Source organism: Ornithinimicrobium sp. INDO-MA30-4, assembly GCF_021535045.1.
Classification (GTDB): Bacteria; Actinomycetota; Actinomycetes; order Actinomycetales; family Dermatophilaceae; genus Ornithinicoccus.
The window spans coordinates 1,393,432-1,416,839 of the sequence record NZ_CP091056.1 but is presented as its reverse complement, the minus strand read 5'-3'; the positions used below and the strand labels follow the sequence as shown (position 1 = coordinate 1,416,839).

Sequence of the window (23,408 nt, the reverse complement as noted above, 5' to 3'; positions counted from 1 at the left end):
GGAGAGCGAGCAAGACGGAGACTCTGCTGCGGACGTCGGGGCTAGGCTTCGACTGCCGCCAAGGTTCGCGCAGTCTTTGATGCCCAGCATGGATGCCGCCGTCGCGAAGATGGTCGCGCCCATCCGAGAGCAGATGAAGGCGATGATCCCGGGCACCTCGGCGTACGCGCGGGACATCATGGGGCCGCTGAACCGACGCCTCCAGGAGCAGATGAAGTCGGCGCTGCCTGACTACGACGTGCTGGTCAAGAATGCGCTCGAGCCGTACAACGAGCGAGTCCAGTCGCAGGTGGCGTCGATCGTGGCGAGCCTACCGACGTTCACGGCTCCGATGATCGACTTCCCGGCGCTGAAGGGCGTCGGAGTCAGCCCAGCGATCGAGCCGATGCTCAAGCAGATCGCGAGCCAGCAGGCCGCGATGCTCGAGGGGCTGCGCGGCTCCCTGAAGCCGCTCTTCGACCCGCAGATGCTGCGCGGGTTCAACCGTGCGCTCCTCCCGCCTAATCTGAGGAGCCACGCAGACGAGATCAAGGCCTATCAAGTGCATGAGTTCCTCGAGCAGGAGGGCATCCCGCTCTACCTGGTGCCTCGCGGCCGCACAGCGCTCCGCCTGCTCCGGGCACAGGACCGCTCGGGCCGTCGGCGGGTGCTGGGTGACTGTTACGAGTCGATCACCGACGACTGCGCTACCGTTCTTGAGCAGGCGAACCGCGACGTAGTCGGCGACGAGCTGAAGTTCGTACTCGACGGGCTCGGCGCGATGCGTTCTGGACACTTCCGCTCGGCCCAGGCGATGTTCACCGTCACGCTCGACACGATCATCTACCGCTTCTACCCCGACCAGGCCGCCCGACGCCTCATCACGAATCGGAAGAAGGGCGCGGACGTGCCGGCCGCCATCGACGAGATGGGTGTCCACGAGGCGATGGTCTGGCTGCCGATCTGGAACGCCCACGAGCAGTTCTGGAAGCACAAGGGCGACAAGGTGCCGAACTACTACTCGCGCCACGCGAGCGTGCATGGCGTCTCCTCGCGTCAGTTCAGTAAGCGCAACTGCATCCAGGTTCTCATGCTGATCACCAGTCTCATCGGCTACGCCGACCGGCTTATGTCGTCGGCTGGGCGTGCCAGAGCTTGATCGCGTCGTCGCCGTCGGAGTAGACGGCTTCGCTGCCTTTGCCCATTGCGCGCTCGACGAGCTCCTCTACCCCTCACACCGCTTCGACAGAGAAATAGGCCCTGACGTGGACCTACGCTCTAGAGAGGGGGGCGCTCGTGGCTTGGTCGGGGTCCAGCTCGAGTTCGAGTTTCCTGCCGCGATCTCTTTCGCTCGGTGGTAGAGGGCGCCCGCGTATGTGTCGACCGTTGCCGCCCATGCATGCTGGATGATATCGCGGACATCCGTAGTCTCGCCGCCCTCCGGCAACGTAAACGTCAAGACGCGCTTGAAATCATTGTTGGCGTCGATGTTTGTATCGATGTTAGGCAGCCGGCCATCGAGTTGAAGAGTGTTGAGTAGTTTCTTGAATTCGGGGTCAATCCACGTCTCACACAGTGACGCTGACTCTGTGAACCGGGCGCGGTCGGTCTCGGCGAATTCCTGAACGAGCGTCCTAAGCTCGGGGTGGACTCGGCTTGCGTGCTCGGCAAGGTCGGGGAAGCTGAGCGTCAGCTGCGGCATGGGTGTCTCCTGGGGCGTCTTGTGCGTTTGGTCAGATGGTGCAACTCTACCACTGTGCACACTGATGGTGACATCATCAGTTACGGACGGAACTTACGTCATAGTGTAGTCTGGCTACATGAACGAGCGTTCCACCGCGCCCCGCAAGGCAGCCATCTACCTCCGAATCTCACAGGATCGCGAGATGGACGGGCTCGCTATCGACCGCCAGCGCGAGGACTGCGAGAACCTTGCACGATTCCGGCGTTGGGAGGTAGTCGAGACCTACGTTGACCAGTCGAAGAGCGCCACCGACCGCACCGCGGTACGCCCCGACTATGACCGCATGGTTGCCGACTACCTGCTCGGACGGTTCGACTCGATCATCTGCTACGACCTCGATAGGCTAACCAGGCAGCCCCGGCAGCTGGAGGACTGGATCGACGCCGCCGAGCTGCGCGGCCTCGCCCTCGTCACGGCCAACGGCGACGCGGACCTCTCCACCGACGGCGGGCGCATGTATGCACGCATCAAGGCCGCCGTGGCGCGTGCTGAGATGGAGCGCAAGAGCGCCCGTCAATCCGCGGCGCAGAGGCAGCGCGCCATGCAGGGGCGCGCTCCGAAGGGCATGCGACCGCTCGGCTACGCCGTAGACGGCGAGGTAATCCGCCACGAGGCTGAGGCCGTGAGGGCGATCTACGACCTGTTCACGAGGGTCGAGCACCCCGAGTCGTTGCGTTCCCTGCCCGGGCTCTCAGTGGCGTCGAGGAGATTGATGGGATCACACCACTGCCCAAGCACACGCACACCGTGAGTGTCGAACGCGCGGCAGCCCGCGAGCAGCAAGGCCTCGAACCCCGGCCGATCGTCGAGGACGGTCCGTGGTCTCCCTCGACCGTGCTGGGCATTCTGCGGAACCCGCGCTACGCGGCCCTCAGCACGTACACGCCGAAGTTCGCCCAGGCGGATGGGAAGCGTCGTCGGATGTGGAAGGCGCAGATCCTCCGTGATGACGCTGGAGAGCCTATCCGGGGGCAGTGGAGCGGATCGTTAGCGATGAGACGTGGTGGAAGGCGCAGCAGGTCCTCGATGACACGGAGCGGGTGACGAATACATCCGGCTCGACCAAGCGCAAGCACCTCGGCAGCGGGCTCTACCGGTGCGGATACGCCGACGAGGAGACCGGCGAGGTGTGCGGGAGGAAAGTAACCGGAGCACCGCGCGGCTACAAGTGCGCGGGCCACATCGTCCGCTCGGGCGCGGCCATCGACGATTTCGTCATGACGGTCATCGACAAGCGTCTTGCGCGCAAGGACGCGAGGGTGATGGTCGAGGTTCCGGACGGCGGGCCGCACGCGGCAGGCATCGACTCGGCGATCAGCGACCAGAGGGCGCGCATTCTGCGAGCCGAGGCCGACTACGATTCCGAGATCATTGAGGCACGCGACCTCAAGCGCGTACGGGACGCCGCAGAAACGCGGATCCAAGAGCTGGAAGCCGAAAAGCTCATGCAAGGCCGCGCAGGCGCGCTGTCGCCGATCCTGGGCGTCGATGACCCTGCTGCAGCATTCCGGGAAGCGTCACTGGCCTCCGTCGTCAGACCATCGACGCCCTCGCCACGATCACGCTTCTCCGCAGCCGCGCGGGCGCAAGGGTTCAGGACCGAGTCCGTCGTCGTCAACTGGAGGTAGACCACCTGGTTGGGTAGCCACGCGGAGCGTGGCCGGGAGACCTCTTGAGAGCGGCGACGTGGCGTAAGCGCGTCGATTCACCGAGCACGACTGCCCGTCGCGCCCGCCGCTTTCCTCAACCACGGAGGAGACCCGCCATGACCACCCGAACGAACACCGATACCACGCCCCGTGCCTGGATCGGCTGTCTCGCCTGCTACAACAACGCTCGCCTCGTCGGCGAATGGTTCGACGCTGAGACCGCCGACGAAGTCACCCTGCTGACGTCCACGGCGACGCTCATCGCGTGCGCCCTGGATGCGAGGAGCTGTGGGTCATGGACCACGAGAACATCCCCACCTCGGGCGAGATGAGCCCGGCGGAAGCCGCCGAGTGGGCGCGCGTCCTCCTCGCGGTCCCCGAGCATCAGCGCGAGGCCCTGTGCGCCTGGACGGCCTCCGGGAGCTACGTCGCCGAAGGTACCGGAGACCTACCGTCTGTTCCCGACTTCGAAGAGCGCTTCTGCGGAACCTGGGGCAGTTTCCGGGACTACGCCGAGACTCTCGCCGAGGAGATCGGCCTCATCCCGCAGGACGCGCCGGAAGAGCTTGTGCGCTACTTCAACTGGGTTGCCTGGACACGCGACCTCGAACACGACTACACGGTTGTCCGAGCCGACGCGATCTCCGTGTACGTCTTCAGGGACCTGTGAAGGGAACGATCATGAGTGCTGAGTCCAACGCCTACAGCCACGCCGAATCGTTTCGCTGGTGGGTCGGCAACCCCGAGATGGGCGATGAGGAGGGTCACCTCCATGACCTGCTCGCCTTGCACAAGGCAACCGTCGAGCTGATCCGCCAGCAGCGCGACCTTCTCGGGTATTACGACACCGATGCCGAGCTGTTCGGCGATGACCCCGACGTCGACTGAGTTCAGAGTTCCCGTAGCTTCGGCTACGGGCACTCGCTTTTTCTTCCGACTACCAGCCGCGGTAGCTCTCGTACAGCTTCTTTCCGAGCCACCAGAGCAGCCAGGCGAACAGAGCGCATCCGCCGAGGGCGGCGAGGGCAATGAGTGCCTTCGCCCACCAGGCACTCGCGGCGGCGAAGGAGTCCCAGGCCCATCCGAGCAGCGGTCCGAGGCCGAGCATCTGCGTGATCCCGCCGACCATCCCCGTGAGCATGATGAACGCGACGGTGAACGGGACCAGGGCAAGGCACATACGACCGACCGTCGCCCAGGTGACCCTCGCCGAGAGTCGCTCGACTCGCCGCTCGGCCCGCCCGACGGCGCTGACCACTTCGTGGGCGCGGCCGGTAAGCTCGGCGAGCTTCTCGGAGCCGAGCCTGACCACCCGCTCTTCGAGCCCCTCGACGGTCTTCTCGACCCTCTGGACGGGAACCTCGACAGCCTCTGCAAGTCGGTCATCGAGTACCTTCACAGCGTGCTCGGTGAGCTTGCCCGTGTCGATACGGACGTGGCCGCGCTTACGGACGGCCTCGGCGAGGTCAGCCGAGGCTGAAGTCGTCGTCTTCAGCTCCTCGCTGATCTTCTGTGTCATCGTGTATGCGGCCAGGTCCGCCCTGGTGACCGAGGACCCGTCGGGCAGCTTCACGACCTCGCTGCTGCTCAGCTGCTGCGCGACGGCGCTCAGCGTCTTCTCGATCTCGTTCAGCCGCTTCTTCGTCTCGGCGTCGAGCGGCAGCGTGGAGGAAGCTCGTGCTGCCGCGAGGTCGACAGGCGATCCAGCCGCGTCATCTGCTCCTCGTCCATCACCTTCACGTACTCGGTCAGGTCGGCGACGGTGTTCGTCAGCTTCGCGATCTGCTGCATGTTGGCGTCGTGCTGTGAGATCAAGTTCTCCAGGAGCTCCGTAGTCTTCTGCTGCTCGTCGGCCTGCTTGATCCTGTCCAGCGCTCCCATGAGCCTGTCCCTTCTGTGCGTGATAGTCGAAGATCTCTTGAGCACCTTCGGCTGTGAATTCGGGTGTCAGCGCCGAGGCCTTCTTCCGTCCGAGCTTCCCGTTGTCATCCCGGCGCATCTTGTAACTCCAACCGTCGCGGTTCGTCACCGCGAGCGTGACCCCGCGCTCGGCGAGGACGTGCTCGAACGCCTCGCGATTCGTTGAGCGCGAGTCGGTCAGTGCGTCATAGACCTTGTCCCCGAGGGCCTGCTCGAATCCGCCCGGCGCGAATTCCTCGCGCCGCAGCTCCCAGTCGGGCTTTGGTTCCGCGGGATCGGGGAGCACCCGCAGGCCCTCGTCTGCCATCAGCTCGTCGTTCAACTGGCGCAGTCCGTGCTTCCACGATGTGTACCGCTGGAGGCTCTTACCGGTGAGGTTGTCGTGGTTGATGACCAGGATGTGGCATGCCCGTGACCTCCGGCGGAATCAGAGTGCACCGCGACCATGTAGTCAGCGCTGTGCATGCGTTCCGCGAGTTCGACGGCCACGTCCCGGATGCGTTCAAGGTCGGCCTGCGAGGTCACGTCGAACTCGTCAGGGTGGAACGCCAGAACGTAGCTCTGAAGTTGGTTCGTTCGGCCATGAGCAGCGGCGTGCGCCTCAGCACACGCGATGAACTCCGCCGGAGTCGACCCGCCGTCGACCATGGACATCGCATACGCGGCCGCACGTGTCGATCCGACCCTGAGGAGCTCCCTGCGCACCTCAGGGTCACGCCCGTAGAGGATGTACCCCACGGCTCCTGCAGCATTGGTCGAGGGGCGGACGTTCACGGTGCTCATGTCCGCGTCCGGTCGCCGAGCGAGGCACGCACCTCGTCCACCGCAACCATCACCTCGTGAAGGAGGCCGTCATCGACGGCAGCACCCTTGCGGAGCGCCTGGTTCAGGTTCACACCAACTCGACGCAGCTGCTCTACTGCAGGAACAAGAGACGTAGGCGCCGCCTCCTTCACTCCCGCGTTGTTCTCCAGCTGATCGACCTTCGAGGACCTCGAGTCCAGCGCGTCGAGCATGACGGCACGAGCCCATGCGCTCGGCTTCACGCCGAGCACGTGGGCACGGCGGCGGATCGCATCGCGATCAGCCACCGTCAGCCGCACGTCGAGAGAGACCTCCCGACGACGGCTGTTCCGAGGCTCCACCGGAGCCTCGGCCGACCCTGCCCTCTGCGCAGCACCACGACCGGTGTTCACCTGGGAGTCGTGGTGCAGCTCCGCTGCCAGGGCCGGGTCTTCCGCACACCCTCCGCACGAGCCCGACCAGCACTGCTTGGGGAGTTGTGCTCGCTCTCCGGGGCGTACGGAAGACGGCCAGCAGGGTTCTTGTCCGACAATTCGCTGGCGCTCATGTCCTCCAAGAACCGCTGGCCCTCGTCCTCGGTCGCTGCGCTCCCTGCGGGCGAGGGGATCCCGGGACGCTGACGCAAGTCCCGGATCGGAGTCGTCAGCCGTTCCACGGTGCCGCCTCCTCATGCTCGGGATCGACGGACTGCGAGGCAGTCCCGTCGTTCGCCGACCCCGAAGACGATGCCGCCTTCTTCGCACGCCTCGACCTCTTCGCCTTCTCTGCCTCCAAGGTATCGGCCGCCTCCTCGGAGAGCCGGTCGTAGAGAGCGGGGCTTTGGTCGCGCAGCAGATTGATGACCTTCTCGTCGATGCGGCGCTGCTCGGCAGCGGCAGCACGCTTGAGCTTGGCGATGCGCTCGGACGCTCGGCGGCGCTCCTGATCGATCAGCTCGTCGAGGTTCGTCTTGGTCTTATTGCTCATGGTCAGTTCTCCTTCCCGTTGAGAGGGTGGCCCTCTCCGAGGACAAGCGACGCGATCTCGGACGGGAGGTCGAGGGCGGCGATGATCGTGTCTTCGGGCAGGCCTTCGTCTCGTGCTTCCTGCACGTCCTCGCGAAGCAGGTCGAGCGCTGCGCCAAGCACGAGTGCCTCAGAGCGCAGGGAACCCTCGATCGTGGTGCGCCGGGGGTCGCGGGCCTGCCAGGCGTCGCCGGGTGCGCGTCCGCTGATCAGCCAGTCCGTCAACGCGACGCGCGCGGCGCCCCTGTCCTGAATGTCCTTCATCAGGTCGTCCAGCATCTGGTCGTCGCTGTTCATGGTCGTTCCTTTCGAGTCGTTGAGTTGGTCAGTACGGGAGCCGGTCGGCGTCCGTGGGATGTTCGCCGGACGACATGGACGTCATCCGGCCGAGATACGGGTCGAGCGTGTCGATGGGGAGCATCTGGGACGCCCGCTCGGGCCGGCGGGCGTTGTCCCAGTCACCGCGCGAGACGGTGCCGAGCCCCCACTCGCCGAGCCAGTCGAGCCGCTCGGCGATGCTCAACGAGCGGTCGGCGAGGTGGGGATCGTGGTCACACCCTGGCGATGCGCCATGACGATGGACATCAGCACAGCGCGCTGCGGGGTACTGATGCGGCGACCCTTACCGTGCGAGAACTTCACGTTCCAGTCGTGCCATTCAGAGACGGTGCGCAGGCATCCCGTCTCGGCCATGTCGCGGGCGATCTGGCGAGCGCGCAGGCAGTCCTCGACCCGATCCCACGGCTGCGTGGCGAAGGTCGCCATCTCCTCAACCGAGCCGTCCGGCAGGGGCACCATCTCGGGTGTCATGGAGGACATAACGGGCTGGCGCTTGAGGTCGTAGTCCATGCTGACCGAGCGCTCGATCCGGGACGGCAGGAAGTCTTTCCGGTCCTCCTTGCGTGACAACTCCTGGAACGAGGGGAACCGCGTGTACCCGTTGGGAACCCGACCTTCCCTGCTCACGACGGAGGCCAGCAACAGCTCGCGGTCCTCGATACTGTCAGGGACAATATCTTTCGGTGCCTTGAGGCCGTTGTGAGCGCATACGCCGCCGAGGTCGAGAGAGACGTTCCCGCGCGTTGTGAAGTTCACCAAGTCGGACTGCGCGTGCTTGATCTCCCAGATGGACGGGTCGCCGGTCAGGGCAACCCGGGCATCGCCGAGCACCTCTTCCAGACCGTAAAGGTCGAGGGCAGCGACCTCGTCCACGGTGGCGTCCGTGATGAAACCGTCGGTCGTCACCGAGTAGACATCCCTACCGTTCTCGCTCAGCTGGTTCATCGTCGCCAACAGCTGCGCCCGGACCAGTGACGTGGTGGTGGCCGCGTGGTACGGGCTGGACACGGCGGAACCGCCGACGTTGTCCATCTCCTGCGCACGTGCATCCCAGGACCGCTGCTCAGCCACGTCCTGCGCGGTCTTCCCATAGATGCTGTTCACGCCGGTCTTGAGGGTCTGCTCCTCCAACGAGCCCTTGCCGAACAGCGCCTTCGCCGCGTTACGGTCGTCGATGAGCTGCTTGACGCCATGCCGGAGGGAGAAGCTCGGCCACCGTCGTGCTGCCGCTCACGACCGAGATAGCCGATCTGGCAGTGCACCTCAGCACCCAGGGTGAGCGCGAGCCACAGCTCCGGGCCGCACACCCATGTCCCGGCGACACCCTCGGATGTGCGCGGGTAGATGAGCGTCCCGTCGGCGACGATGGGCAGGCACGGGTGCAGCACGTTGGTCGGGAACGTGAAGGACACGAACCCGACGAAGGGCGTCGTGGCCGTCGGCACGTCATCAACGGAGAGGGCCCGCTCATGCACGACTTCCTCGATAGCACCGGCCTCCCAGTCGATGTCACGGACCAGCGCCATCGCCGTCGGGTATGCGTTCTGTGCGTCGATGTCCACGGTCGGTACCGGGTAGTAGCCAGGCATCGGGCAGCTGTTGAGACCACCGTGGTAGGCACGGGCGAACGCCGACGACAGCTGAGCAGCAGCGCCGTCCAGCGGGTTCCGTCCACGCTTCGCGTAGAAGCTCAGGCGGTCGCCCTCCTCGACAGCCTCGACACCCTCGTCCTCGTCCACCAGCCCGGCGAACAGCCGACGGAACTCGGCCGGAGTGGAGGCACCGAGGTAGGCGCTGCCCGAGTTGACGAGGGCAGCGGCAGCACCACCGCTGAGAGTAATCGGCGGAACGGTGCCGTCGCCCCACAGCCGGGCGAGGTACTCAACGACGATCACCGCGTCGTTGACGCCGTACTCCAGGAACTCCGCGAGGTGTTCACGGCGATAGTCGGTCATCCTGGAGATCCAGCCATCCGGCACGTCGAGCTTCGCGACTCCGCACGCCTCGCCGAGCGCCGCCAACGTCTTCTTCCCTGCCGGAGCCTGCGACATGGTGTCGCGCACGGTCACCGACAGGCTCTGCCACCAATGCCCGTTCTCGTTGCCGCGCTGGGAGCGAAACGGCAGGAGAGTCACGAGGCCACCGGCCGCCGAGGTCAGGCGGACGAGGGGGTCCAGCTCCGGGACTGACCACCCGAGCGGAACGTCGTCAGGTCGGCAGCGCCGTAGTGGCAGGCGAGGACGAGGGGAACCCTCAGCTTCGCGAGTGCCTCCCGGCGCTCATCCCAGTCATCCGTCCAGAACACCGAGCGAGGCACACCGCGCGGACCCACCCCGGTAGGCACCAGATGGGACCGCCACAGCTCAGCTGCTGCGACTACGGTCCACAGCGCCGTGTGCAGGGAGATGCGCGCACCGGAGCCCAGCGGCGGCAGGATGACGACCTCGACCATCACCGATGGGTCGAGCGGATCAGGTACGGCGAGCTGGTAAGAGTCGACGACCCGAGCACCGCCCACGGTCGTGAACTCGGTGTCGAATCCGACGACGATCCCGGCGCGGCCCGTGCCCATCGCCTTCACCGACGGGAGCTCGCCGAACGCGGTCGTCGGCAGCGACATGACCCTGCGACGGCCCCCGGCGAGGGCGGCGCCCAGCTGGTCGCAGAGCCACGGTCACACGGTCGAAACCCGGGGCTCCCCATAGGGGCTATTGACCGTGCCCGACCATCGCCCTCCTGACCGGGGGAAACGTTCGTCTCGGACGGTTGAAAAGGTGTGACAGTTCGGAACTGTCACACTCGGTGGCGGGCGTCTGAGACCTCTTCGCCCCGCCGTTCGAGGCGTCGCTGGGCACACCCGCGCCACCGCTGACCGCTGCTCGCGCGCGCCGCCGCACGAGCACCTCAAAGACGATGCCGTGCCTCGCACCGTCGGTGATCTCGTGGTGCTCCCAGCCAGGAGCCGCGGCGCTCATGACGCACCGCCGAAGATCGTGCTGAGACGACGAACCTGGGCGTCGCTCAGTGGGGAGAGCGGAAGCGACGAGCCGTTCTGCGGCAGCTTCGACGTCCTCGAAGGTCGCGGGCCTGACGGCGACCGCGAGAGCGTCGAGGTCGGTGCACAACACCTTGATGCGGGAACCGATCTTGACGGCGGGCAGCCGACCGTCAGCGATCCACTTCCGGAGGGTCTGATACGCGCCGTAGCCGAGCGAGACGGCTTCCTGGAGCGTGATGTAGTGAGTGAGATCGGACGAAGGAGGCGGGGAGTACCCCATGACAACTCCAGACAGCTTGAACTGTCCGGAGACGGGGGAATAGTTGTCCGGCTACATTCCCGGTCGCCGTGCGCGATGCTCCACTGGGCCCTGTTGAGCCTCCGTGCCTTACGGGAGAAGTCACTCCCTGCCGGGGCGTCTGTATTTCAATCTCGACGTGGTTCCCGGCGCTACCCGGTGCTGACTATGCGCTGCTCACCACAGCCCACGTGGGGTGATCCTCCTCGAACACCTTGCGGTCGCGGTGATCAAGGGCTTGGGGCGATCCTATCCAGTCTGTCAAGCGGGGTCAAGTTGGAGTGCCACTGACCGTAGTGGTGTCCGTAACGTGGTGGTGGAGTTCCGGTTTGCGGTCTAACATCTGCCAGCGCTGGTGGGCGGTCAGGTAGATTGCCTGTATGGAGCAACCTGGCGAAGTCAGCGGGACAATCGGCAATTGGCTCGAGAGCGCGCTACGAGAATCTGACGGACCCTCCCACTTTGCGAGCCCCTACCTTTCGTACGACGTCTGTCGCGTTTTGGCTGAGGCAGCTATGCAGCGGCGGCAGCCGTTTGTCCTGTTGACGGCGCTTGACCCTAGCGCCGTTGCGAACGGCTACCTGTCAGGGATTGAGGAGATTGGTCAGCAGCGGGGTTCTCGTTCGTCATGTCGACAGACTTCACGCGAAGTGTTTCATCGTTGGGCCGAATGGTGCGTTGGGGTCGGCTAATCTCACTGGCTCGGGACTTGGATCTTCTGTGAGCCCCAATAAGGAGCTCTGTGTGGTCCTCAATTCTGAGCAGGTGGAGTCGGCACGACGACTCATGCTCGATTGGCCCTCGCGACCCATCGACGCTATAGCTCTAGATGTCCTTGAAGAGGCCGCCGCCCGTTTGGGTAAACAGCACAAGTCGCAGCACGATACGCTCGACGCCGACTCTGCTCTTCAATTAGCCGAATCGCTTCTTGCTGATGCGCGCGACGGAGAACGCGGCTTCTGGTTGAAACTAGAGTATGGGCAACCTGCCCTTGATAGTTGGCGAGCGGAATCATGGTTCGCGAGCCCGAAGAAGGAAAGCCCGGATTCCGCGCTGGGGACTTCGTTTTCATTTGCGCTAAGGACACCAAAGACTGTTATGCCGTTGTGGAAGTGAAGGGTGAGTCAGAGTTCCAAGCCCCCTTTTATGAGTCGTGGACCGAGTCGCACGACCCCGAAGCGTTCTCGCGGTGGCCGTGGACCACGTCGACGATCCCTCGCTTTGTCCCAAATCGACTCCTCGAGTTAAAGCTCTCGGAGCTGGGCGTCAGCGGGCAAGCCCTTCAAAACGGGCACGTGCGCTTGAGGCTGGATCAGTTCACTGCCGGAGTCAGAGCGCTCGCGAGGTTGTCCACGGACTGAGGCCCCACGCCGACGAGTGGTCAGGCCGATCTCTGCAGACGCTATTCCGCTACGGAACGTGGTGGAATTTAGGTTCAATGTATAAGAGTAGCTTCTGACCTGGGAATTTGTTGCTTCGTCTCACGATTTGAGGCGTGAAGCGGCGCAAGGATCGTGTTTTCTGCATGACCAAACGCGCTGTTCGGTAAGCCCGACGGACATTAAAGGACCGCGGCCTAATTGAGCATTCGCCTCCGGGGCAGCATCAGGGCATGCCTGAAGTTGACTATGACGGGGGCTGATGTCTCCTTGAGCTTGTCCGCTGGCATGATCGGGGTCATGGCCTTGGATGACGAACCCGATCTCATCGATGAGCTCCTTGAGGAGCTAGTGCCGCCTGATCTCGAGGCGCGACCCAAGGCCGAGCAGGTTGCCGTGGGCACCTCGCTGCTCCACCGATTGAAGGAATCACTCGCCAACGATCCTGAGTCACTCACCCGTCAGATGTCCCGGCGGCAGGTCAGCCCGGAGCTCCCGCAGCTCATCGGTGAGGTTGTCATCGCCGCGGCCTGGGCCGAGGACGCCGGTGGCACCTTCCTGCAGGCGACCTCGGGCGACTGGGACACGCGGGCAAGAGGTTACGACGACACCAGTTCACGCCTCGTCAAGGCCCTCCGCGATACGGCACCGAAGGCGCTCGTCGACCGCCTGGAGGCAGCGCTTGAACTCCGCCACTTCGTTGTTCATGGCGTGTGGGTCAACGGCTCGTTCGTCAAGCACCCGGGCACCGGCGAGCCGTTCGACTTCGTCTCCATGAAGCGCAGGTACCGGACAGAGGCCCCGGAGAAGGACACCAAGGCCTTCATGAAGTCGGCCCTGAAGTGGCTCGCCCGTGAGTTCTGGGAGATCGAGGACGAGCTCGAGAAGCTCCACTCGAGGTGCTCTTCGGCAAGGGCAAGGCCGAGTAGGCGGCCCCCAGAGTGCCGACGCCGGCAGCGGCTCATCCTGTTCATTCCGGCCGGAGCCTGTGGGCACCATAGTCTGTTGGCATGAAGACGCTTAACGTTGAGCTGACCAACTGCCACGGGATCCGATCGCTTGACGCGACGCTGGACTTCGGCGACCGTAACGCAGTGGCCATCTACGCGCCCAACGGCACGATGAAGACCTCCCTCGCCCGGACCTTCAAAGACCTCGCCACGGGCAAGGAGACCACCGACCGAGTCTTTCCTGACCGTGAGTCCTCGCGCTCGATCGCCGATGAGAACGGCCAGTCGCCAGACCCCGGCGACGTTGCCGTTGTCCTGTCCTACGACGAGGAGCTTGGCCCGACGGAGTCGACCTCGACCCTGCTCGTCAACCCTGAGCTTCGGAAGGAGTTCGAAGCGCTCCAGGTGGAGCTCCTCGATGCCCGCGACGCCTTGGTCAAGGAATTGACGGCTCAGTCGGGCACGAAGCAGGACGTGATCTCGACGATCTCCAAGGTCTTCACCCAGAGCGATGACAAGTTCTACGACTCCCTCGTCCGCATTGCCTACGAGGTCGAACAGCTCGAGGACGCTCGGTTTGCCGACCTGCCACACGACCTGCTCTTCAACGGCAAGGTGGCTACCGCGCTCCAGGGCGCTGACGTCCAGGCCCAGCTGGCTGCGTACGTGAGCCAGCTCAACCAGCTTCTCGAGGAGTCCACGTTCTTCAACCGGAGTTCGTTCACGTACTACAACGCCACGAACGTTACGAAGAGCCTCGGTGCCAATGGCTTCTTCACCGCTCAGCACTCGCTCCTACTGCACGGCGAGGATGAGCCCCGCCAGATCACGAGCGACGCTGACCTGCGGGCGCTGATCACCGAAGAGAAGAAGCGCATCAGCGAAGACGATGCGCTGCGCAAGAAGATGGACGGTGTCGAGCGTGCCGTCCAGCGCAATGAGGACACGCGAAAGTTCTTCGAGTTCATCGCGAATCGGGAAGACCTCCTCCCGGAGTTCGCCAACGTCCAGACCTTCCATCAGGACGTCTGGAAGTCCTACCTCAAGGCACACGAGGAGGTGTTCCTGCGCGTCGTGACGTGCTACAAAGACACCGAGAAGCGCCGCAAGGCTATCGAGCAGCAGGCGGCTACCGAAAGCACCCAGTGGGACAGGGTCATCAAGATCTTCAACGAGCGCTTCTTCGTGCCGTTCACTCTCCGCGCGGAGAACAAGCACCAAGTGGCCCTCGGCCAGGACTCCATGCTCAAGCTCGTCTTCGAGTTTAATGACGGCCAGGAGTCCGCCAGCGTCGAGCGGGATGACCTGCTGTCAGTGCTCAGCAACGGCGAGAAGAAGGCGCTCTACATCCTCAATGTCCTCTTCGAGATGGAGACGCGCAAGGCGACGGGTCGGGAGACGATCTTCGTCATCGATGACCTCGCCGACTCGTTCGATTACAAGAACAAGTACGCCATCATCCAGTACCTCAAGGAGATGGCTGATCATGCGAACTTCAAGCTCATCCTCCTCACGCACAACTTCGATTTTTTCCGCACGCTTCTCAATCGAAGTGTCGTTGGCTACAACAAGTGCCTCATGGCCCAGAAGGGCGAGGGGAAGGTCTCGCTGAGCCAGGCCAGCCACGTGAAGAACCCGTTCATCTATGGCTTCAAGAAGAACTTCTTTGGCAACGGCATGCAGCGCATTGCCTCGGTGCCGTTCGTGCGTAACATTCTTGAGTACACGAAGGGCGAGGGCGACCCTGACTACTTGAAGCTGACCTCGCTGCTGCATTGGAAGGCCGACTCGGCAAGCGTCGATAACGCCGAGCTCGACCGGATCTTCAACGAGACCTTCCAGCCGGGTAACAAGAAGAAGTCGTGGAGTACCAGCACGAAGCCGGTCATCGACTTGCTGTTCGAGCAGGCAGAAGTGGCACTCATCGCAGACGAGGGCATCAACTTCGAGAACAAGATCGTGCTGTCCATCGCCACCCGCATTGTCGCCGAGCGACATATGGTCGCCGTCCTTGCCGACCCGCCGTTCACGGATGGGATCACTGGCAATCAGACCCAGGCGCTCTTCCAGGCGTACAAAAACCGGGGCCATGGAACCGACGAGTCACTCCGCACACTCGATGACGTCGTACTCATGACTCCGGAGAACATCCACGTGAACTCGTTCATGTACGAGCCGATCATCGATCTCTCCGACGCGGCTCTGCGCGAGCTCTACGCTCGGGTGAAGAGCCTCTGGGTGCGCCAGCGCCGGCGGTGGTTCCTAACCGTGGAGATTGGTGCGAGCGGCGGCATGCGCGATGATCACGGCATACGTTCTTAACCGTGGCGATGTGGTGGAGTTCCGGTTCAACGTTTGATGTGAGCCGATCCTGCTCCGCGGGCCCCGTCGATCTTCGTGATCGGCGGGGCTTCGTTGGCTTGTTGTGGGCTGTCCGCATCCAGCCATCTGCGCTATCGTGGTTGATAGCAGAAGGAGGTGGCCCGGATGTCATCCATCATCGTGCGCGGTCTCGATGACCACGTGAAGCAGCAGCTCTCATCGCAGGCGAAGGAGCACGGGCGGTCAATGGAGGCCGAGGTTCGCGACATCCTCACGAAGGCCGCTCGACGGCCGCACATCGGCATGGCTCTTCTGTCTGCGGCACGGGATGTCGATGGGGTCGACGAGTTGCCGATTCCGACGCGCGATGATGTCGCAAGGGCGGCGGACCTCGAATGATCGTCCTCGACACTAACGTCATCTCGGAGATCTTTCGGCCCTCTCCGGAGCCTCGTGTCGTCGAGTGGCTTGTGTCCTTGACGGGCGACGTCGCGATCACTTCCATCACTCTCGCGGAGTTGCTTGCCGGTGTGCGCAGGCTCCCGAACGGCCAACGCAAAGACGAGCTGGCGCAGAGGATCGATGAAGCGGTAGCGCCGTATCGGGGGAGCCGGTCGGTGCTCGCATTCGATGCTGACGCGGCGGAGCGATACGCGGAGGTGCTCGCGTCGCGTGAGGCAGCAGGCGCACCGGTCAGTACCGCCGACGCCCAGATCGCCGCGATCTGCCTGGCGCACGGGGCCACCTGTGCTACGCGCAATGTGAAGGACTTCCAGCACACCGGCGTCGAACTGGTGGACCCATGGAAGGTGGACGCGTGAAGCGTCATTCGATCGAGGTCCTCGCCCACCAGGAACTCACTGAGGTCGATCTGGGTGAACTTCGGCTGCTCTTCGACAGGGAGTACCTCAAGGAGTTCGGAGAGTGGGATCCGCAACAGCCATACGGTTACGCGTCACATGATGTCCACATCATGGCGCGGATCGAAGGCCGCGTCATTGGCCACGTGGGATGGGCGCGCCGCGAGATCGCTGTCGGTACGGAGACCCTCGCGATCGCGGGAGTCGGCGGTGTCTTGATCTCCGGTGACGCGAGAGGGATGCGTCTCGGGCGCGAACTCATGAGCTGGGCAGCGCAATCGATGCGCGATCGCGGTCGCCTCGCGTTCGGCTACCTGGGCTGTCGAGAGCAAGTCGTCCCGTTCTACGAGTCATGTGGTTGGAAGAGGATCCTTGCTCGCGAGAAGTCGATCGGGCGTGATGGCGAGTCTGTCGTGGACGAGCTCGGCCCGCCGATCCTCATCCTGCCAATCGCCCCGCTCGAGACATGGCCTGACGGAGAGGTCGACCTGCGCGGGCGGGCTTGGTAGTCGCTGACTGCAGATGGTTCTCCGTGCCGGAACGCGGTGGAGTTTAGGTTCAACGTGTGATCGACGGCCGATTACCGGGCACGCTGGACTTCAGTTCATCTGTGGTCGAGTGGCCCAGGCGTTGACATTGCATTGCTGCTCGGTGTGGTCGCCCGCAGCCACGACTGTGCCGTCGGCGCGCAGCCCAAGCGAGTGTCTCGCTCCGGCTGCGATCGCTGTGATGCCGGTCCATGACTGGACATCGCACTGGCCGAACTGGTTGTCGCCCGTTCCGAAGACCCTTCCGGTCTGGCTCAGCGCGAGCGTATGGACGGAGCCGGCCGCCACTGAGGTGATTCTTCTCCACGATGACACCTCGCACTGGCCTCTGCTGTCGTCGCCGACGGCGACGACGGTACCGTCTTCGTGTAAGCCGACGGTGTGCAGGTAGCCGGCAGAGACCCCGGACACGTGTGTCCACCGGGCGACGTCGGTCTGCCCTCGCTGATTGTTGCCAGTTGCGAGGGCTGTGCCGTCGCGTCGAACTGCGATTGTGTGCCAGTCGCCGCACGCGATCGCGACGATCCCGCTCCACAACTGCACGTCACACTGTCCTTCCGCGGTGCGACCGGTGGCGACGACCGATCCGTCGGCACGTAGCCCCACGGTGGTCCTCCAGCCGGCGGCTATTGCCGTGATCTCGCGCCACTGCGTGACGGCGGTCTGCCCGGCGTCGCTCCAGCCGGTAGCAAGTGCAGTCCCATCGGCTCGGAGCCCCACTGTGTGAGACTTGCCGGTATTGCGGGCCGTGTGGACGCTGCCAGCGGCTACGGCGATGACGTCGGACCAGGGTAGGACGTCACACTCGCCGGCTTGATTGTTGCCAGTGGCAATCACGGTCCCGTCCTCGCGTCGCAGCACTGAGTGCCGGTTCCCGGCCGCGAGTACGGTGCGCACGTGGACCTCCTCCGCGGTTCTCGTCGCCACCTGATTGTAGGCCGTCATACCAGTCGTTGCGGCAACGCCCGTCTCGTGGCCCCAGCGCGACGTGGCAAGGTTACCGACCTCGGAACTCGGACGAGCTCCAGCACTCCCGCGACCGTAGTGACAGCTCTGGTGCTCGCAGTCGTTCGAAAGCTTGTGATCGTCCCGATCTCCCACATGGGAGCGCCGGAGGGACGGTGAGCGAGCACCGACCTATGGACATAGCTCTCCAAAGGTGATTCGGCTACGGAATGCGGTGGAGTTTAGATTTTCGCTTTAACCTCTGGCGTTCATTCGCTGGCTCAGGCCATGCCTTCACGCGCAGCATGACAGCATTGAAGGGTCGGTGGTGAAGGCCTTGGCGGCGATCCGTATGCCTTCCGCCATGGTCAGGTAGGGGCCCACGCGTCGGCGACCTCGGAGACCTTCTTGCCGAGCACGTGGACCCTGCGGCGGCGAGTTCCCCGGCGTCCTTGGCGACGGCGGTCATGCCGAGGATCTCGCTCGTGTCGGCGTTCACGACGATCTTGATGAACCCGCGGGTGTCGCGGTTGACCAGCGCGCGGGGCACGTGGTGCAGGGGCAGGACGCGGCAGTCACAGCGGATCCCCGAGGCGACGATCTCCTTCTCCGTCATGCCGACCGCCCCAATCGCCGGGCTGGTGAATGTCACCCTCGGCAGCCGGGCATAGTCCACGGCCCGGTCGGCTTCAGCGAAGGCGTTCTCGGCGACCAGGGTGCCGTGGTGGGCGGCGACGTAGACGAATTCGGGGTGCCCCGTCACGTCGCCCGCGGCCCAGATCTGCGGGTTGGAGGACTGCATGCGGTCGGAGACGAGCACCTCGCCGAAACCGCCGGTATTCACCCCGACCGCGTCGAGATTCAGCCTGTCGGTGACCGGGCGGCGTCCGAGCGCCACCAGGACCTGGTCGGTCCGGAACTCCTGCGCCCCGCCCGACACGTCCGCGGTAACCAATACCTGCCCGGTCTCCGCTTCCCGGGACACTCGGGTCGGCAGCGCACGGCGCACCACGCGGATCGCCTCGTCGGCGAACACCTGCTGAAGCGCCCTGGACACCTCCGGCTCCTCCTTCGACGCCAGCCGGGACCGGGCCAGCACGGTGACCCGGGAGCCGAGACGCGCGAACAGCTGCGCCTGCTCCAGGGCGACGTAGCCGCCGCCGAGCACCAGCAGCGACTCGGGGACCTCGTCCAGCTCCATCGCGGTGGTCGAGGTCAGGTACCCCGCCTCGTCCAGACCATCGATCGGCGGAGCCCACGGACGAGACCCCGTGGCGACTAGGTAGTGCTGCGCCTCGATCGCCTCGACCGTCCCGTCGGCGGCTGCGACCTCCAGCGTCGGCGCGTCGGTGGTGCCCGCGAACGCGGCATCCCCTTGCCGCATCTGCCAGCCGTAAGAGTCGGCGACTTCGGCATACTTCTCGCCGCGCAGAGACTCGACCAGCGACTGCTTCCCGGCAATCAGAGTGGGCATGTCCAGCTGCTCAGCCGTCGTCGCGATCCCCGGGAACCGGGGCGAGGCGTCCGCGGCGACGTGTCGCGCTTCGGCGGCGGCGATGAGCGCCTTCGACGGCACGCACCCGGTGTTCACGCAGGTCCCGCCTGGCGTGCCGCGCTCGATCATCACCACCGACTTTCCGAGGGTGGTCGCGCGGATCGCTGCGGCGAACGCACCGCCACCCGATCCGATGATGGCGAGGTCGTACTTCGTAGGCATCGCAGCTCCCGTCAACGCTTGGACTTCTCTTCCTACTCAGCCATACTGGACCTTCCGGTGCAGGGGAAGGTCAAGGGTGCTCCTGACGAAAGGATGGAGGCTGCCATGCGCATCGGGGAACTCGCCGAGGCTGCGGGCACGACGGCGAAGACGCTACGGTTCTACGAGGAGCAGGGCTTGCTGCCCCGGCAGAGCGCACCCCGTCTGGCTACCGCGACTACGCGCCCGACGCCATCGCCCGGATCGACTTCGTCCACCGAGGGCAGGCCGCTGGCCTCAACCTCGCCCAGATCCGCCAGATCCTCGACATCCGAGACAGTGGCCACGCGCCCTGCGAGCACGTGCGCGACCTCCTCGACGCACGCCTGGCCGAGATCGAGCAGCAGATCGCCCGGCTCACCGCATTGCACGCCACGATCGCCGACCTCAGGCACAACGCCGCGCATCCGGACTCCGACACATGCGGAGCGGATATGGTGTGCCGCTACCTGTAATTCGGTATAGCGGGAGAATGCAGAGGTTGGTAGCTGCTGGAACTCGGTGGAGTTCCGTTTCAACGTGTGACTGTCCGGTGTAGTCAAAGTTGAATCGCCGCCCTCATTGATCTCTTTCTTATCGCCTCGATCCCTGGTTGGGGCGGCGCGAGCACGATTCGGTTCTTCGACGTTCACGCCGCAAAGGTAGCGTCCGCGGAACTATATGTGAGAAGCCAGTCGCGACCCTAGGATGACGTTATGGATCCTCTGGACTTGATTGTTCCTGCGCTCGCTCTCGTAGGTGCGCTGCTCGGCGGCTACCTGACACAGATCGTCGGTGGTTCTGTTGCCGAACGGCGGGAGGATCGACGGCTGCTACGCGAAGCTCGTGTGGCGTTGGAGCGGTGGGTAGCCACCCGTACTGGCCCAATGGGGCTGGCGTACCCGGGAATTACGGAAGCAGACATGGCACCCATTCAGAAAAAGTCCTTCGAGGACTTCTTTAGTCGACACTTTCAAGCAACTTTCGAGGCGAAAGCTGCCCTCGGTGCCGTTCGCAGGTTCGATGAAAGAATTGGGCGAATCCTCGACCATGATCGGTGGGACTTGCCGATTGAAAGCGTGGGCGAGCTGCGAGAAGCACTAACCCAGGCAGAACGGCGCGCGAAGCTCACCAAGCGCGAGACGAAGGCGCTTGTCGTCGATGGTCACTCCCGATAAGGATTCCTCTCGTCGCCAGCGGAATACAAAGTTGACGGGACCAGGATTGGTTCCCCGCACAATCACGATTCGCCGAAAATTCTGCACCGAGAGTCGTTGCGGACCGAGCGCTCCAAGATCGACCTACTTGACGGCGCGCTCATCTTCTTCGCCCGACGTTTGCGAGGGTCTCGCAACAGGCGGTGTTCTGAATCGGCCTACTCCTCGGCCTCGTCCTCCGAGGCTGCCGTGACGGCTGCCGATGACCCGTCCCGCTGCTCGGCAAAGATCCGCCGTGCGGTCTCGACGCGGATGCGCTCCTTCTGCGGCTCCGGCAGGTTGGCGATGAACGGCTCGAGCGCCGTGAGGGTCAGCTGCACTTGACGCGCTGAGTGCTCCTCCATGCGGTGCTGTCCCGACTCCCTGATGAGGACGTAGCCGACCGCAGCAGCGCCGACGGGCGCAGTGAGCTTCTGCAGGACGCCCTCCCACCACCCGAGTCCCCGCCGAATCCGAACAGCGGTGCACCGGCCACGACGAGGAACGCGGCGGCGGCGATCGATAGCGCGATGACCGCACCGATGCGCCACCGGTTGGCAGCCTCGTTCTGCGCGTTCGCGTATGCGCCGTAGTCGGTGGCCGTCGCGTTGACGCCCACTGCCGACAGGACGTTCCGCGACTGCTCCTCGTGCTCGCGCATCGCAGCAAGGTGCTCCTGGAGCTTCGCGTTGTTCTCCGAGAGGAGGGCGGACCACTTTCGGTGCGATCGTCCTGTGCGGACGAGAACTTCTCCTGGTAGGAAGACAGCGCCGCATCGAGACGTGTCTTCTGCTGCTCGATGATCGAGTCCGCGTCGCTGGCGGCCTCGCGCAGACGCGCGAGCTCGTCCTGCAGCTCGGTGGTCTTCTCCTCGATGAGCGCCGCGAACTGCGTTCGCTGCTCCGCCAGGGCGGCTTTGTGCTCGTCGAGTGCTGCCGCGATCGTCTCGGACTGCTCGCTCGACTGCTTCTCGATCTCCGACAGGCGCTCGTCGAGCCGTTCGTTCAGAGCCTTGAACGCCGCCTCGACCTCCTCGGCCCGCGAACCGAGTCCGTTGAGACGGGTCGTCCCTGTCGCCGGCCAGGTGCGGACGTACTGTGCGAGCTGGACGAACGGGCTCAGACCGTTTCGGTTACTCGGGGGCGGGGAGAAGATCGTCGCGGGGGAGTCGGGGAGCGCGGCACCGATGCCGTCGGCGACGTTCTTCACCGTCGTGAGGTGTGCCGTTGCCAGTGCGGCGTGCGGCTGGTCCGCGTGTCCGTCGATCTCAGTGAGGAGCGCCCGCAGGTGGGTCAGGTCGTCGGTGAGCTCATCGGCGGGGACTTCTGACAGTGCCTCCAACGTCTCAGTGACGGAGGTCCACAGCTCGTGATTCCGGTAGTCTTCTTCCCACGCCATCGGCGGCTCCTCCTGGTCACGCAGCCGTCGCACGGCGCTCGCTTCGACGCCTCCGCAGGGCATCGAGGGCGTTAAGGCTGAGCATATCGGCGGCGTCGGACATCGGGCACGACCAGCGATACTTCTTGGGCCAGGCGAGCCCTGCTGATGGCCGTACGTGCCGGAACTCGGTCGAGTTCAGGTTTTCAAACTGACATCTGGCGGCGAGATTTAACGTGGATTGCCTCGCCTAACGACCGATTGAATCGCGGTGAGGTCCGCGAGTTCGCCCCGGGGCGGCAATCCGCTGGTCAGCTTCGCCGACACGGAAGTTTTCCGCGTTTCCCTGCCCCTACAGAGCCACCGTCAGGATGACTCGACGACTCTCCAACGGAAGTCGACGAAGGGTGGGACATACTGGCTGCCGCCCGGGTCCTCGCGCTGCACGTCAAGAATGTCGACTACTGCAAGACGCCCGTGGGCATTCATGAGTACGACGCTCTGGCCGACCTGCGGAGCGACGGTTCGTCCTGGCGTGAGGTGCTGTGCGAGGTCGACGTCGTCGACGCTTTCGCCTCGGATCAGGCCGACGGCCTTGATGGGATCCTTGTAGATGTACATCGAGTTGTAAGAGCATCCGCTGACCTGGAGTGCGAACTCGGATGCGCCGACGCCCCAGCAGAAGGTCTTCTGCGGTGCGTCGTCATACGCGAAGTGCGCCTCGCCGACGAGGTCCGGACTTCTCCACTGCGCTGGGTTACTGCGTAGATCGTGCTGCTCGAGCCGCGTGGCCCGCTCTCGAAGAGTCGCGATCGGCGTTGCGCTGTCACGATTGGCGGGCAGGTAGGCAATCCAGCGCCACAAGTCCTCGATCTGCTCGGCCCCGGGGAACTCCTGCAGGCTGCCTGGAGTGTGGTTGAAGTCGAAGCCCTTGGGCATCCTGTCGCCTAGCCATGCCGGCAAGCTGCAGGAGTGGTTGTCGACAAAGAGGACTGACAACCAAACAGTGTCGTGGTCCGCACAGGCCTCGGCGATCCAGCGGTTCTCCTTGCCGACGCCCGACTCCGGCATGTTGTCGGCTCTGGCGACATAGTTCTGGTCGACGACGAGTAACACCCGCTTGGAGTCGTCCACCCTGCGCATGAACCCGTTGAGGTCGTTGCCATAGTCGACGTCGGCATCGATGAGGATGTCGAACCCCAGCGCCTTGAGTTGGGCTGCGAGCAGGCGCACCCACTCCCGGTGCCCCTCCGACGTCCAGGTGTACGAGATGAACAGGTCTGCGCCCACGAGCTTCCTCACGTTTCATTCGCTGAATGCTGCTCGCACGTGAGCAGCTGTCGTCACGAGACTACGGGCGG

29 protein-coding genes and 2 pseudogenes are annotated in these 23,408 nt (G+C 64.4%); 14 read left to right on the top strand and 17 right to left on the bottom strand.

Going from position 1 to position 23,408, the window contains the following annotated elements:
* The first annotated feature begins 88 nt into the window (after positions 1-88).
* On the top strand, positions 89-1,138 hold the full coding sequence (locus L0A91_RS08175; RefSeq protein WP_235243810.1) for a hypothetical protein: 1,050 nt from the start codon (positions 89-91) through the stop codon (positions 1,136-1,138).
* Between the two features lie 66 nt (positions 1,139-1,204).
* Here the strand turns inward: L0A91_RS08175 and L0A91_RS08170 are convergent, their stop codons facing one another.
* Positions 1,205-1,681, bottom strand: coding sequence for a hypothetical protein (locus L0A91_RS08170; RefSeq protein ID WP_235243809.1), 477 nt, complete (start codon positions 1,679-1,681; stop codon positions 1,205-1,207).
* A gap of 118 nt (positions 1,682-1,799) precedes the next feature.
* On the opposite strand from L0A91_RS08170, the gene L0A91_RS08165 reads away from it, so the two are divergent.
* From L0A91_RS08165 to L0A91_RS08150, 5 genes are all read left to right on the top strand, one after another.
* Positions 1,800-2,474: a recombinase family protein gene (locus L0A91_RS08165; RefSeq protein WP_235243807.1), complete on the top strand. Its 675-nt coding sequence runs from the start codon at positions 1,800-1,802 to the stop codon at positions 2,472-2,474.
* 223 nt (positions 2,475-2,697) lie between these two features.
* Complete coding sequence (locus L0A91_RS08160; protein WP_235243805.1) at positions 2,698-3,351, top strand: hypothetical protein; 654 nt, start codon at positions 2,698-2,700, stop codon at positions 3,349-3,351.
* A gap of 137 nt (positions 3,352-3,488) precedes the next feature.
* Entirely contained in the window at positions 3,489-3,704 is a 216-nt protein-coding gene (locus tag L0A91_RS19835; RefSeq protein ID WP_397333683.1) for an antirestriction protein ArdA, read from the top strand.
* Positions 3,668-4,042: an antirestriction protein ArdA gene (locus tag L0A91_RS08155; protein WP_260115165.1), complete on the top strand. Its 375-nt coding sequence runs from the start codon at positions 3,668-3,670 to the stop codon at positions 4,040-4,042. Before L0A91_RS19835 ends, L0A91_RS08155 begins: the two co-directional genes overlap by 37 nt.
* Before the next feature lie 11 nt (positions 4,043-4,053).
* Positions 4,054-4,260, top strand: a complete 207-nt coding sequence (locus tag L0A91_RS08150) for a hypothetical protein (RefSeq protein ID WP_235243804.1) — start codon at positions 4,054-4,056, stop codon at positions 4,258-4,260.
* Between the two features lie 49 nt (positions 4,261-4,309).
* On the opposite strand, the gene L0A91_RS08145 is transcribed toward L0A91_RS08150, so the two are convergent.
* From L0A91_RS08145 to L0A91_RS08095, 11 genes are all read right to left on the bottom strand, one after another.
* Positions 4,310-5,614, bottom strand: a complete 1,305-nt coding sequence (locus tag L0A91_RS08145; RefSeq protein WP_397333682.1) for a hypothetical protein — start codon at positions 5,612-5,614, stop codon at positions 4,310-4,312.
* Positions 5,611-6,075: a relaxase/mobilization nuclease domain-containing protein gene (locus tag L0A91_RS08140; protein ID WP_235243802.1), complete on the bottom strand. Its 465-nt coding sequence runs from the start codon at positions 6,073-6,075 to the stop codon at positions 5,611-5,613. The genes L0A91_RS08145 and L0A91_RS08140 overlap by 4 nt, the downstream gene beginning before the upstream one ends.
* Positions 6,072-6,488: a plasmid mobilization protein gene (locus L0A91_RS08135; protein WP_235243801.1), complete on the bottom strand. Its 417-nt coding sequence runs from the start codon at positions 6,486-6,488 to the stop codon at positions 6,072-6,074. The genes L0A91_RS08140 and L0A91_RS08135 overlap by 4 nt, the downstream gene beginning before the upstream one ends.
* Complete coding sequence (locus L0A91_RS08130) at positions 6,485-6,751, bottom strand: hypothetical protein (RefSeq protein ID WP_235243800.1); 267 nt, start codon at positions 6,749-6,751, stop codon at positions 6,485-6,487. Before L0A91_RS08130 ends, L0A91_RS08135 begins: the two co-directional genes overlap by 4 nt.
* Positions 6,739-7,062 carry a hypothetical protein gene (locus tag L0A91_RS08125; protein ID WP_235243799.1) on the bottom strand — a complete coding sequence of 108 codons (324 nt, stop codon included), beginning with the start codon at positions 7,060-7,062 and terminating at the stop codon, positions 6,739-6,741. Before L0A91_RS08125 ends, L0A91_RS08130 begins: the two co-directional genes overlap by 13 nt.
* Positions 7,063-7,064: 2 nt before the next feature.
* Complete coding sequence (locus tag L0A91_RS08120) at positions 7,065-7,397, bottom strand: hypothetical protein (RefSeq protein WP_235243797.1); 333 nt, start codon at positions 7,395-7,397, stop codon at positions 7,065-7,067.
* 28 nt (positions 7,398-7,425) lie between these two features.
* The gene (locus tag L0A91_RS08115) at positions 7,426-7,623 is read right to left on the bottom strand and encodes a hypothetical protein (RefSeq protein ID WP_235243796.1); all 198 of its coding nucleotides are present in this window, start codon (positions 7,621-7,623) and stop codon (positions 7,426-7,428) included.
* Positions 7,620-8,570 (bottom strand): hypothetical protein, encoded by a 951-nt coding sequence (locus L0A91_RS08110; RefSeq protein ID WP_235243794.1) that lies wholly within the window; start codon positions 8,568-8,570, stop codon positions 7,620-7,622. Before L0A91_RS08110 ends, L0A91_RS08115 begins: the two co-directional genes overlap by 4 nt.
* Complete coding sequence (locus L0A91_RS08105) at positions 8,540-9,574, bottom strand: hypothetical protein (protein ID WP_235243792.1); 1,035 nt, start codon at positions 9,572-9,574, stop codon at positions 8,540-8,542. The genes L0A91_RS08110 and L0A91_RS08105 overlap by 31 nt, the downstream gene beginning before the upstream one ends.
* Positions 9,575-9,594: 20 nt before the next feature.
* On the bottom strand, positions 9,595-10,059 hold the full coding sequence (locus tag L0A91_RS08100; RefSeq protein ID WP_235243790.1) for a hypothetical protein: 465 nt from the start codon (positions 10,057-10,059) through the stop codon (positions 9,595-9,597).
* Positions 10,060-10,147: 88 nt separating this feature from the next.
* On the bottom strand, positions 10,148-10,717 hold the full coding sequence (locus tag L0A91_RS08095) for a helix-turn-helix domain-containing protein (protein WP_235243789.1): 570 nt from the start codon (positions 10,715-10,717) through the stop codon (positions 10,148-10,150).
* A 1,031-nt stretch (positions 10,718-11,748) separates the two neighbouring features.
* Here L0A91_RS08095 and L0A91_RS08090 point away from each other — a divergent pair.
* The 6 genes from L0A91_RS08090 to L0A91_RS08065 all read left to right on the top strand — a co-directional run bounded on the left by L0A91_RS08090 (position 11,749) and on the right by L0A91_RS08065 (position 16,755).
* Positions 11,749-12,096: a hypothetical protein gene (locus L0A91_RS08090; protein ID WP_235243787.1), complete on the top strand. Its 348-nt coding sequence runs from the start codon at positions 11,749-11,751 to the stop codon at positions 12,094-12,096.
* 267 nt (positions 12,097-12,363) lie between these two features.
* The gene (locus tag L0A91_RS08085; protein ID WP_235243786.1) at positions 12,364-13,128 is read left to right on the top strand and encodes a hypothetical protein; all 765 of its coding nucleotides are present in this window, start codon (positions 12,364-12,366) and stop codon (positions 13,126-13,128) included.
* Positions 13,125-15,386, top strand: a complete 2,262-nt coding sequence (locus L0A91_RS08080; protein ID WP_235243784.1) for a hypothetical protein — start codon at positions 13,125-13,127, stop codon at positions 15,384-15,386. The genes L0A91_RS08085 and L0A91_RS08080 overlap by 4 nt, the downstream gene beginning before the upstream one ends.
* A gap of 165 nt (positions 15,387-15,551) precedes the next feature.
* Positions 15,552-15,785, top strand: coding sequence for a FitA-like ribbon-helix-helix domain-containing protein (locus L0A91_RS08075; protein ID WP_235243782.1), 234 nt, complete (start codon positions 15,552-15,554; stop codon positions 15,783-15,785).
* Positions 15,782-16,207 carry a type II toxin-antitoxin system VapC family toxin gene (locus L0A91_RS08070; RefSeq protein WP_129702391.1) on the top strand — a complete coding sequence of 142 codons (426 nt, stop codon included), beginning with the start codon at positions 15,782-15,784 and terminating at the stop codon, positions 16,205-16,207. The genes L0A91_RS08075 and L0A91_RS08070 overlap by 4 nt, the downstream gene beginning before the upstream one ends.
* Positions 16,204-16,755: a GNAT family N-acetyltransferase gene (locus tag L0A91_RS08065; protein WP_235243780.1), complete on the top strand. Its 552-nt coding sequence runs from the start codon at positions 16,204-16,206 to the stop codon at positions 16,753-16,755. Before L0A91_RS08070 ends, L0A91_RS08065 begins: the two co-directional genes overlap by 4 nt.
* 90 nt (positions 16,756-16,845) lie before the next feature.
* Here L0A91_RS08065 and L0A91_RS08060 read toward each other — a convergent pair whose 3' ends face one another.
* Together L0A91_RS08060 and merA are read right to left on the bottom strand one after the other, a co-directional pair.
* Complete coding sequence (locus tag L0A91_RS08060) at positions 16,846-17,739, bottom strand: chromosome condensation regulator (RefSeq protein ID WP_235243778.1); 894 nt, start codon at positions 17,737-17,739, stop codon at positions 16,846-16,848.
* A gap of 294 nt (positions 17,740-18,033) precedes the next feature.
* Positions 18,034-19,456 (bottom strand): annotated as a pseudogene (merA, locus tag L0A91_RS08055) (mercury(II) reductase).
* Positions 19,457-19,561: 105 nt separating this feature from the next.
* Between merA and L0A91_RS08050 the strand changes: the two are divergent.
* Together L0A91_RS08050 and L0A91_RS08045 are read left to right on the top strand one after the other, a co-directional pair.
* Positions 19,562-19,950 (top strand): annotated as a pseudogene (locus tag L0A91_RS08050) (heavy metal-responsive transcriptional regulator).
* Between the two features lie 240 nt (positions 19,951-20,190).
* Positions 20,191-20,652: a hypothetical protein gene (locus tag L0A91_RS08045; protein WP_235243776.1), complete on the top strand. Its 462-nt coding sequence runs from the start codon at positions 20,191-20,193 to the stop codon at positions 20,650-20,652.
* 197 nt (positions 20,653-20,849) lie between these two features.
* Here the strand turns inward: L0A91_RS08045 and L0A91_RS08040 are convergent, their stop codons facing one another.
* From L0A91_RS08040 to L0A91_RS08030, 3 genes are all read right to left on the bottom strand, one after another.
* Positions 20,850-21,011, bottom strand: a complete 162-nt coding sequence (locus L0A91_RS08040) for a hypothetical protein (protein ID WP_235243774.1) — start codon at positions 21,009-21,011, stop codon at positions 20,850-20,852.
* The gene (locus tag L0A91_RS08035) at positions 21,002-21,331 is read right to left on the bottom strand and encodes a hypothetical protein (RefSeq protein WP_235243772.1); all 330 of its coding nucleotides are present in this window, start codon (positions 21,329-21,331) and stop codon (positions 21,002-21,004) included. Before L0A91_RS08035 ends, L0A91_RS08040 begins: the two co-directional genes overlap by 10 nt.
* Before the next feature lie 1,082 nt (positions 21,332-22,413).
* Positions 22,414-23,337 carry a toll/interleukin-1 receptor domain-containing protein gene (locus L0A91_RS08030; RefSeq protein WP_235243770.1) on the bottom strand — a complete coding sequence of 308 codons (924 nt, stop codon included), beginning with the start codon at positions 23,335-23,337 and terminating at the stop codon, positions 22,414-22,416.
* Between the last annotated feature and the right edge of the window lie 71 nt (positions 23,338-23,408).

Excerpts from the sequence above, each read along its gene's own strand:
- L0A91_RS08175 (WP_235243810.1), top strand. The coding sequence starts at position 89 with ATGGATGCCGCCGTCGCGAAGATGGTCGCGCCCATCCGAGAGCAGATG.
- L0A91_RS08170 (WP_235243809.1), bottom strand. The coding sequence starts at position 1,681 with ATGCCGCAGCTGACGCTCAGCTTCCCCGACCTTGCCGAGCACGCAAGC.
- L0A91_RS08165 (WP_235243807.1), top strand. The coding sequence starts at position 1,800 with ATGAACGAGCGTTCCACCGCGCCCCGCAAGGCAGCCATCTACCTCCGA.
- L0A91_RS19835 (WP_397333683.1), top strand. The coding sequence starts at position 3,489 with ATGACCACCCGAACGAACACCGATACCACGCCCCGTGCCTGGATCGGC.
- L0A91_RS08155 (WP_260115165.1), top strand. The coding sequence starts at position 3,668 with ATGGACCACGAGAACATCCCCACCTCGGGCGAGATGAGCCCGGCGGAA.
- L0A91_RS08150 (WP_235243804.1), top strand. The coding sequence starts at position 4,054 with ATGAGTGCTGAGTCCAACGCCTACAGCCACGCCGAATCGTTTCGCTGG.
- L0A91_RS08140 (WP_235243802.1), bottom strand. The coding sequence starts at position 6,075 with ATGAGCACCGTGAACGTCCGCCCCTCGACCAATGCTGCAGGAGCCGTG.
- L0A91_RS08125 (WP_235243799.1), bottom strand. The coding sequence starts at position 7,062 with ATGAGCAATAAGACCAAGACGAACCTCGACGAGCTGATCGATCAGGAG.
- L0A91_RS08120 (WP_235243797.1), bottom strand. The coding sequence starts at position 7,397 with ATGAACAGCGACGACCAGATGCTGGACGACCTGATGAAGGACATTCAG.
- L0A91_RS08100 (WP_235243790.1), bottom strand. The coding sequence starts at position 10,059 with ATGTCGCTGCCGACGACCGCGTTCGGCGAGCTCCCGTCGGTGAAGGCG.
- L0A91_RS08095 (WP_235243789.1), bottom strand. The coding sequence starts at position 10,717 with ATGGGGTACTCCCCGCCTCCTTCGTCCGATCTCACTCACTACATCACG.
- L0A91_RS08090 (WP_235243787.1), top strand. The coding sequence starts at position 11,749 with ATGGTTCGCGAGCCCGAAGAAGGAAAGCCCGGATTCCGCGCTGGGGAC.
- L0A91_RS08085 (WP_235243786.1), top strand. The coding sequence starts at position 12,364 with ATGACGGGGGCTGATGTCTCCTTGAGCTTGTCCGCTGGCATGATCGGG.
- L0A91_RS08080 (WP_235243784.1), top strand. The coding sequence starts at position 13,125 with ATGAAGACGCTTAACGTTGAGCTGACCAACTGCCACGGGATCCGATCG.
- L0A91_RS08075 (WP_235243782.1), top strand. The coding sequence starts at position 15,552 with ATGTCATCCATCATCGTGCGCGGTCTCGATGACCACGTGAAGCAGCAG.
- L0A91_RS08070 (WP_129702391.1), top strand. The coding sequence starts at position 15,782 with ATGATCGTCCTCGACACTAACGTCATCTCGGAGATCTTTCGGCCCTCT.
- L0A91_RS08060 (WP_235243778.1), bottom strand. The coding sequence starts at position 17,739 with ATGACGGCCTACAATCAGGTGGCGACGAGAACCGCGGAGGAGGTCCAC.
- L0A91_RS08045 (WP_235243776.1), top strand. The coding sequence starts at position 20,191 with ATGGATCCTCTGGACTTGATTGTTCCTGCGCTCGCTCTCGTAGGTGCG.
- L0A91_RS08035 (WP_235243772.1), bottom strand. The coding sequence starts at position 21,331 with ATGCGCGAGCACGAGGAGCAGTCGCGGAACGTCCTGTCGGCAGTGGGC.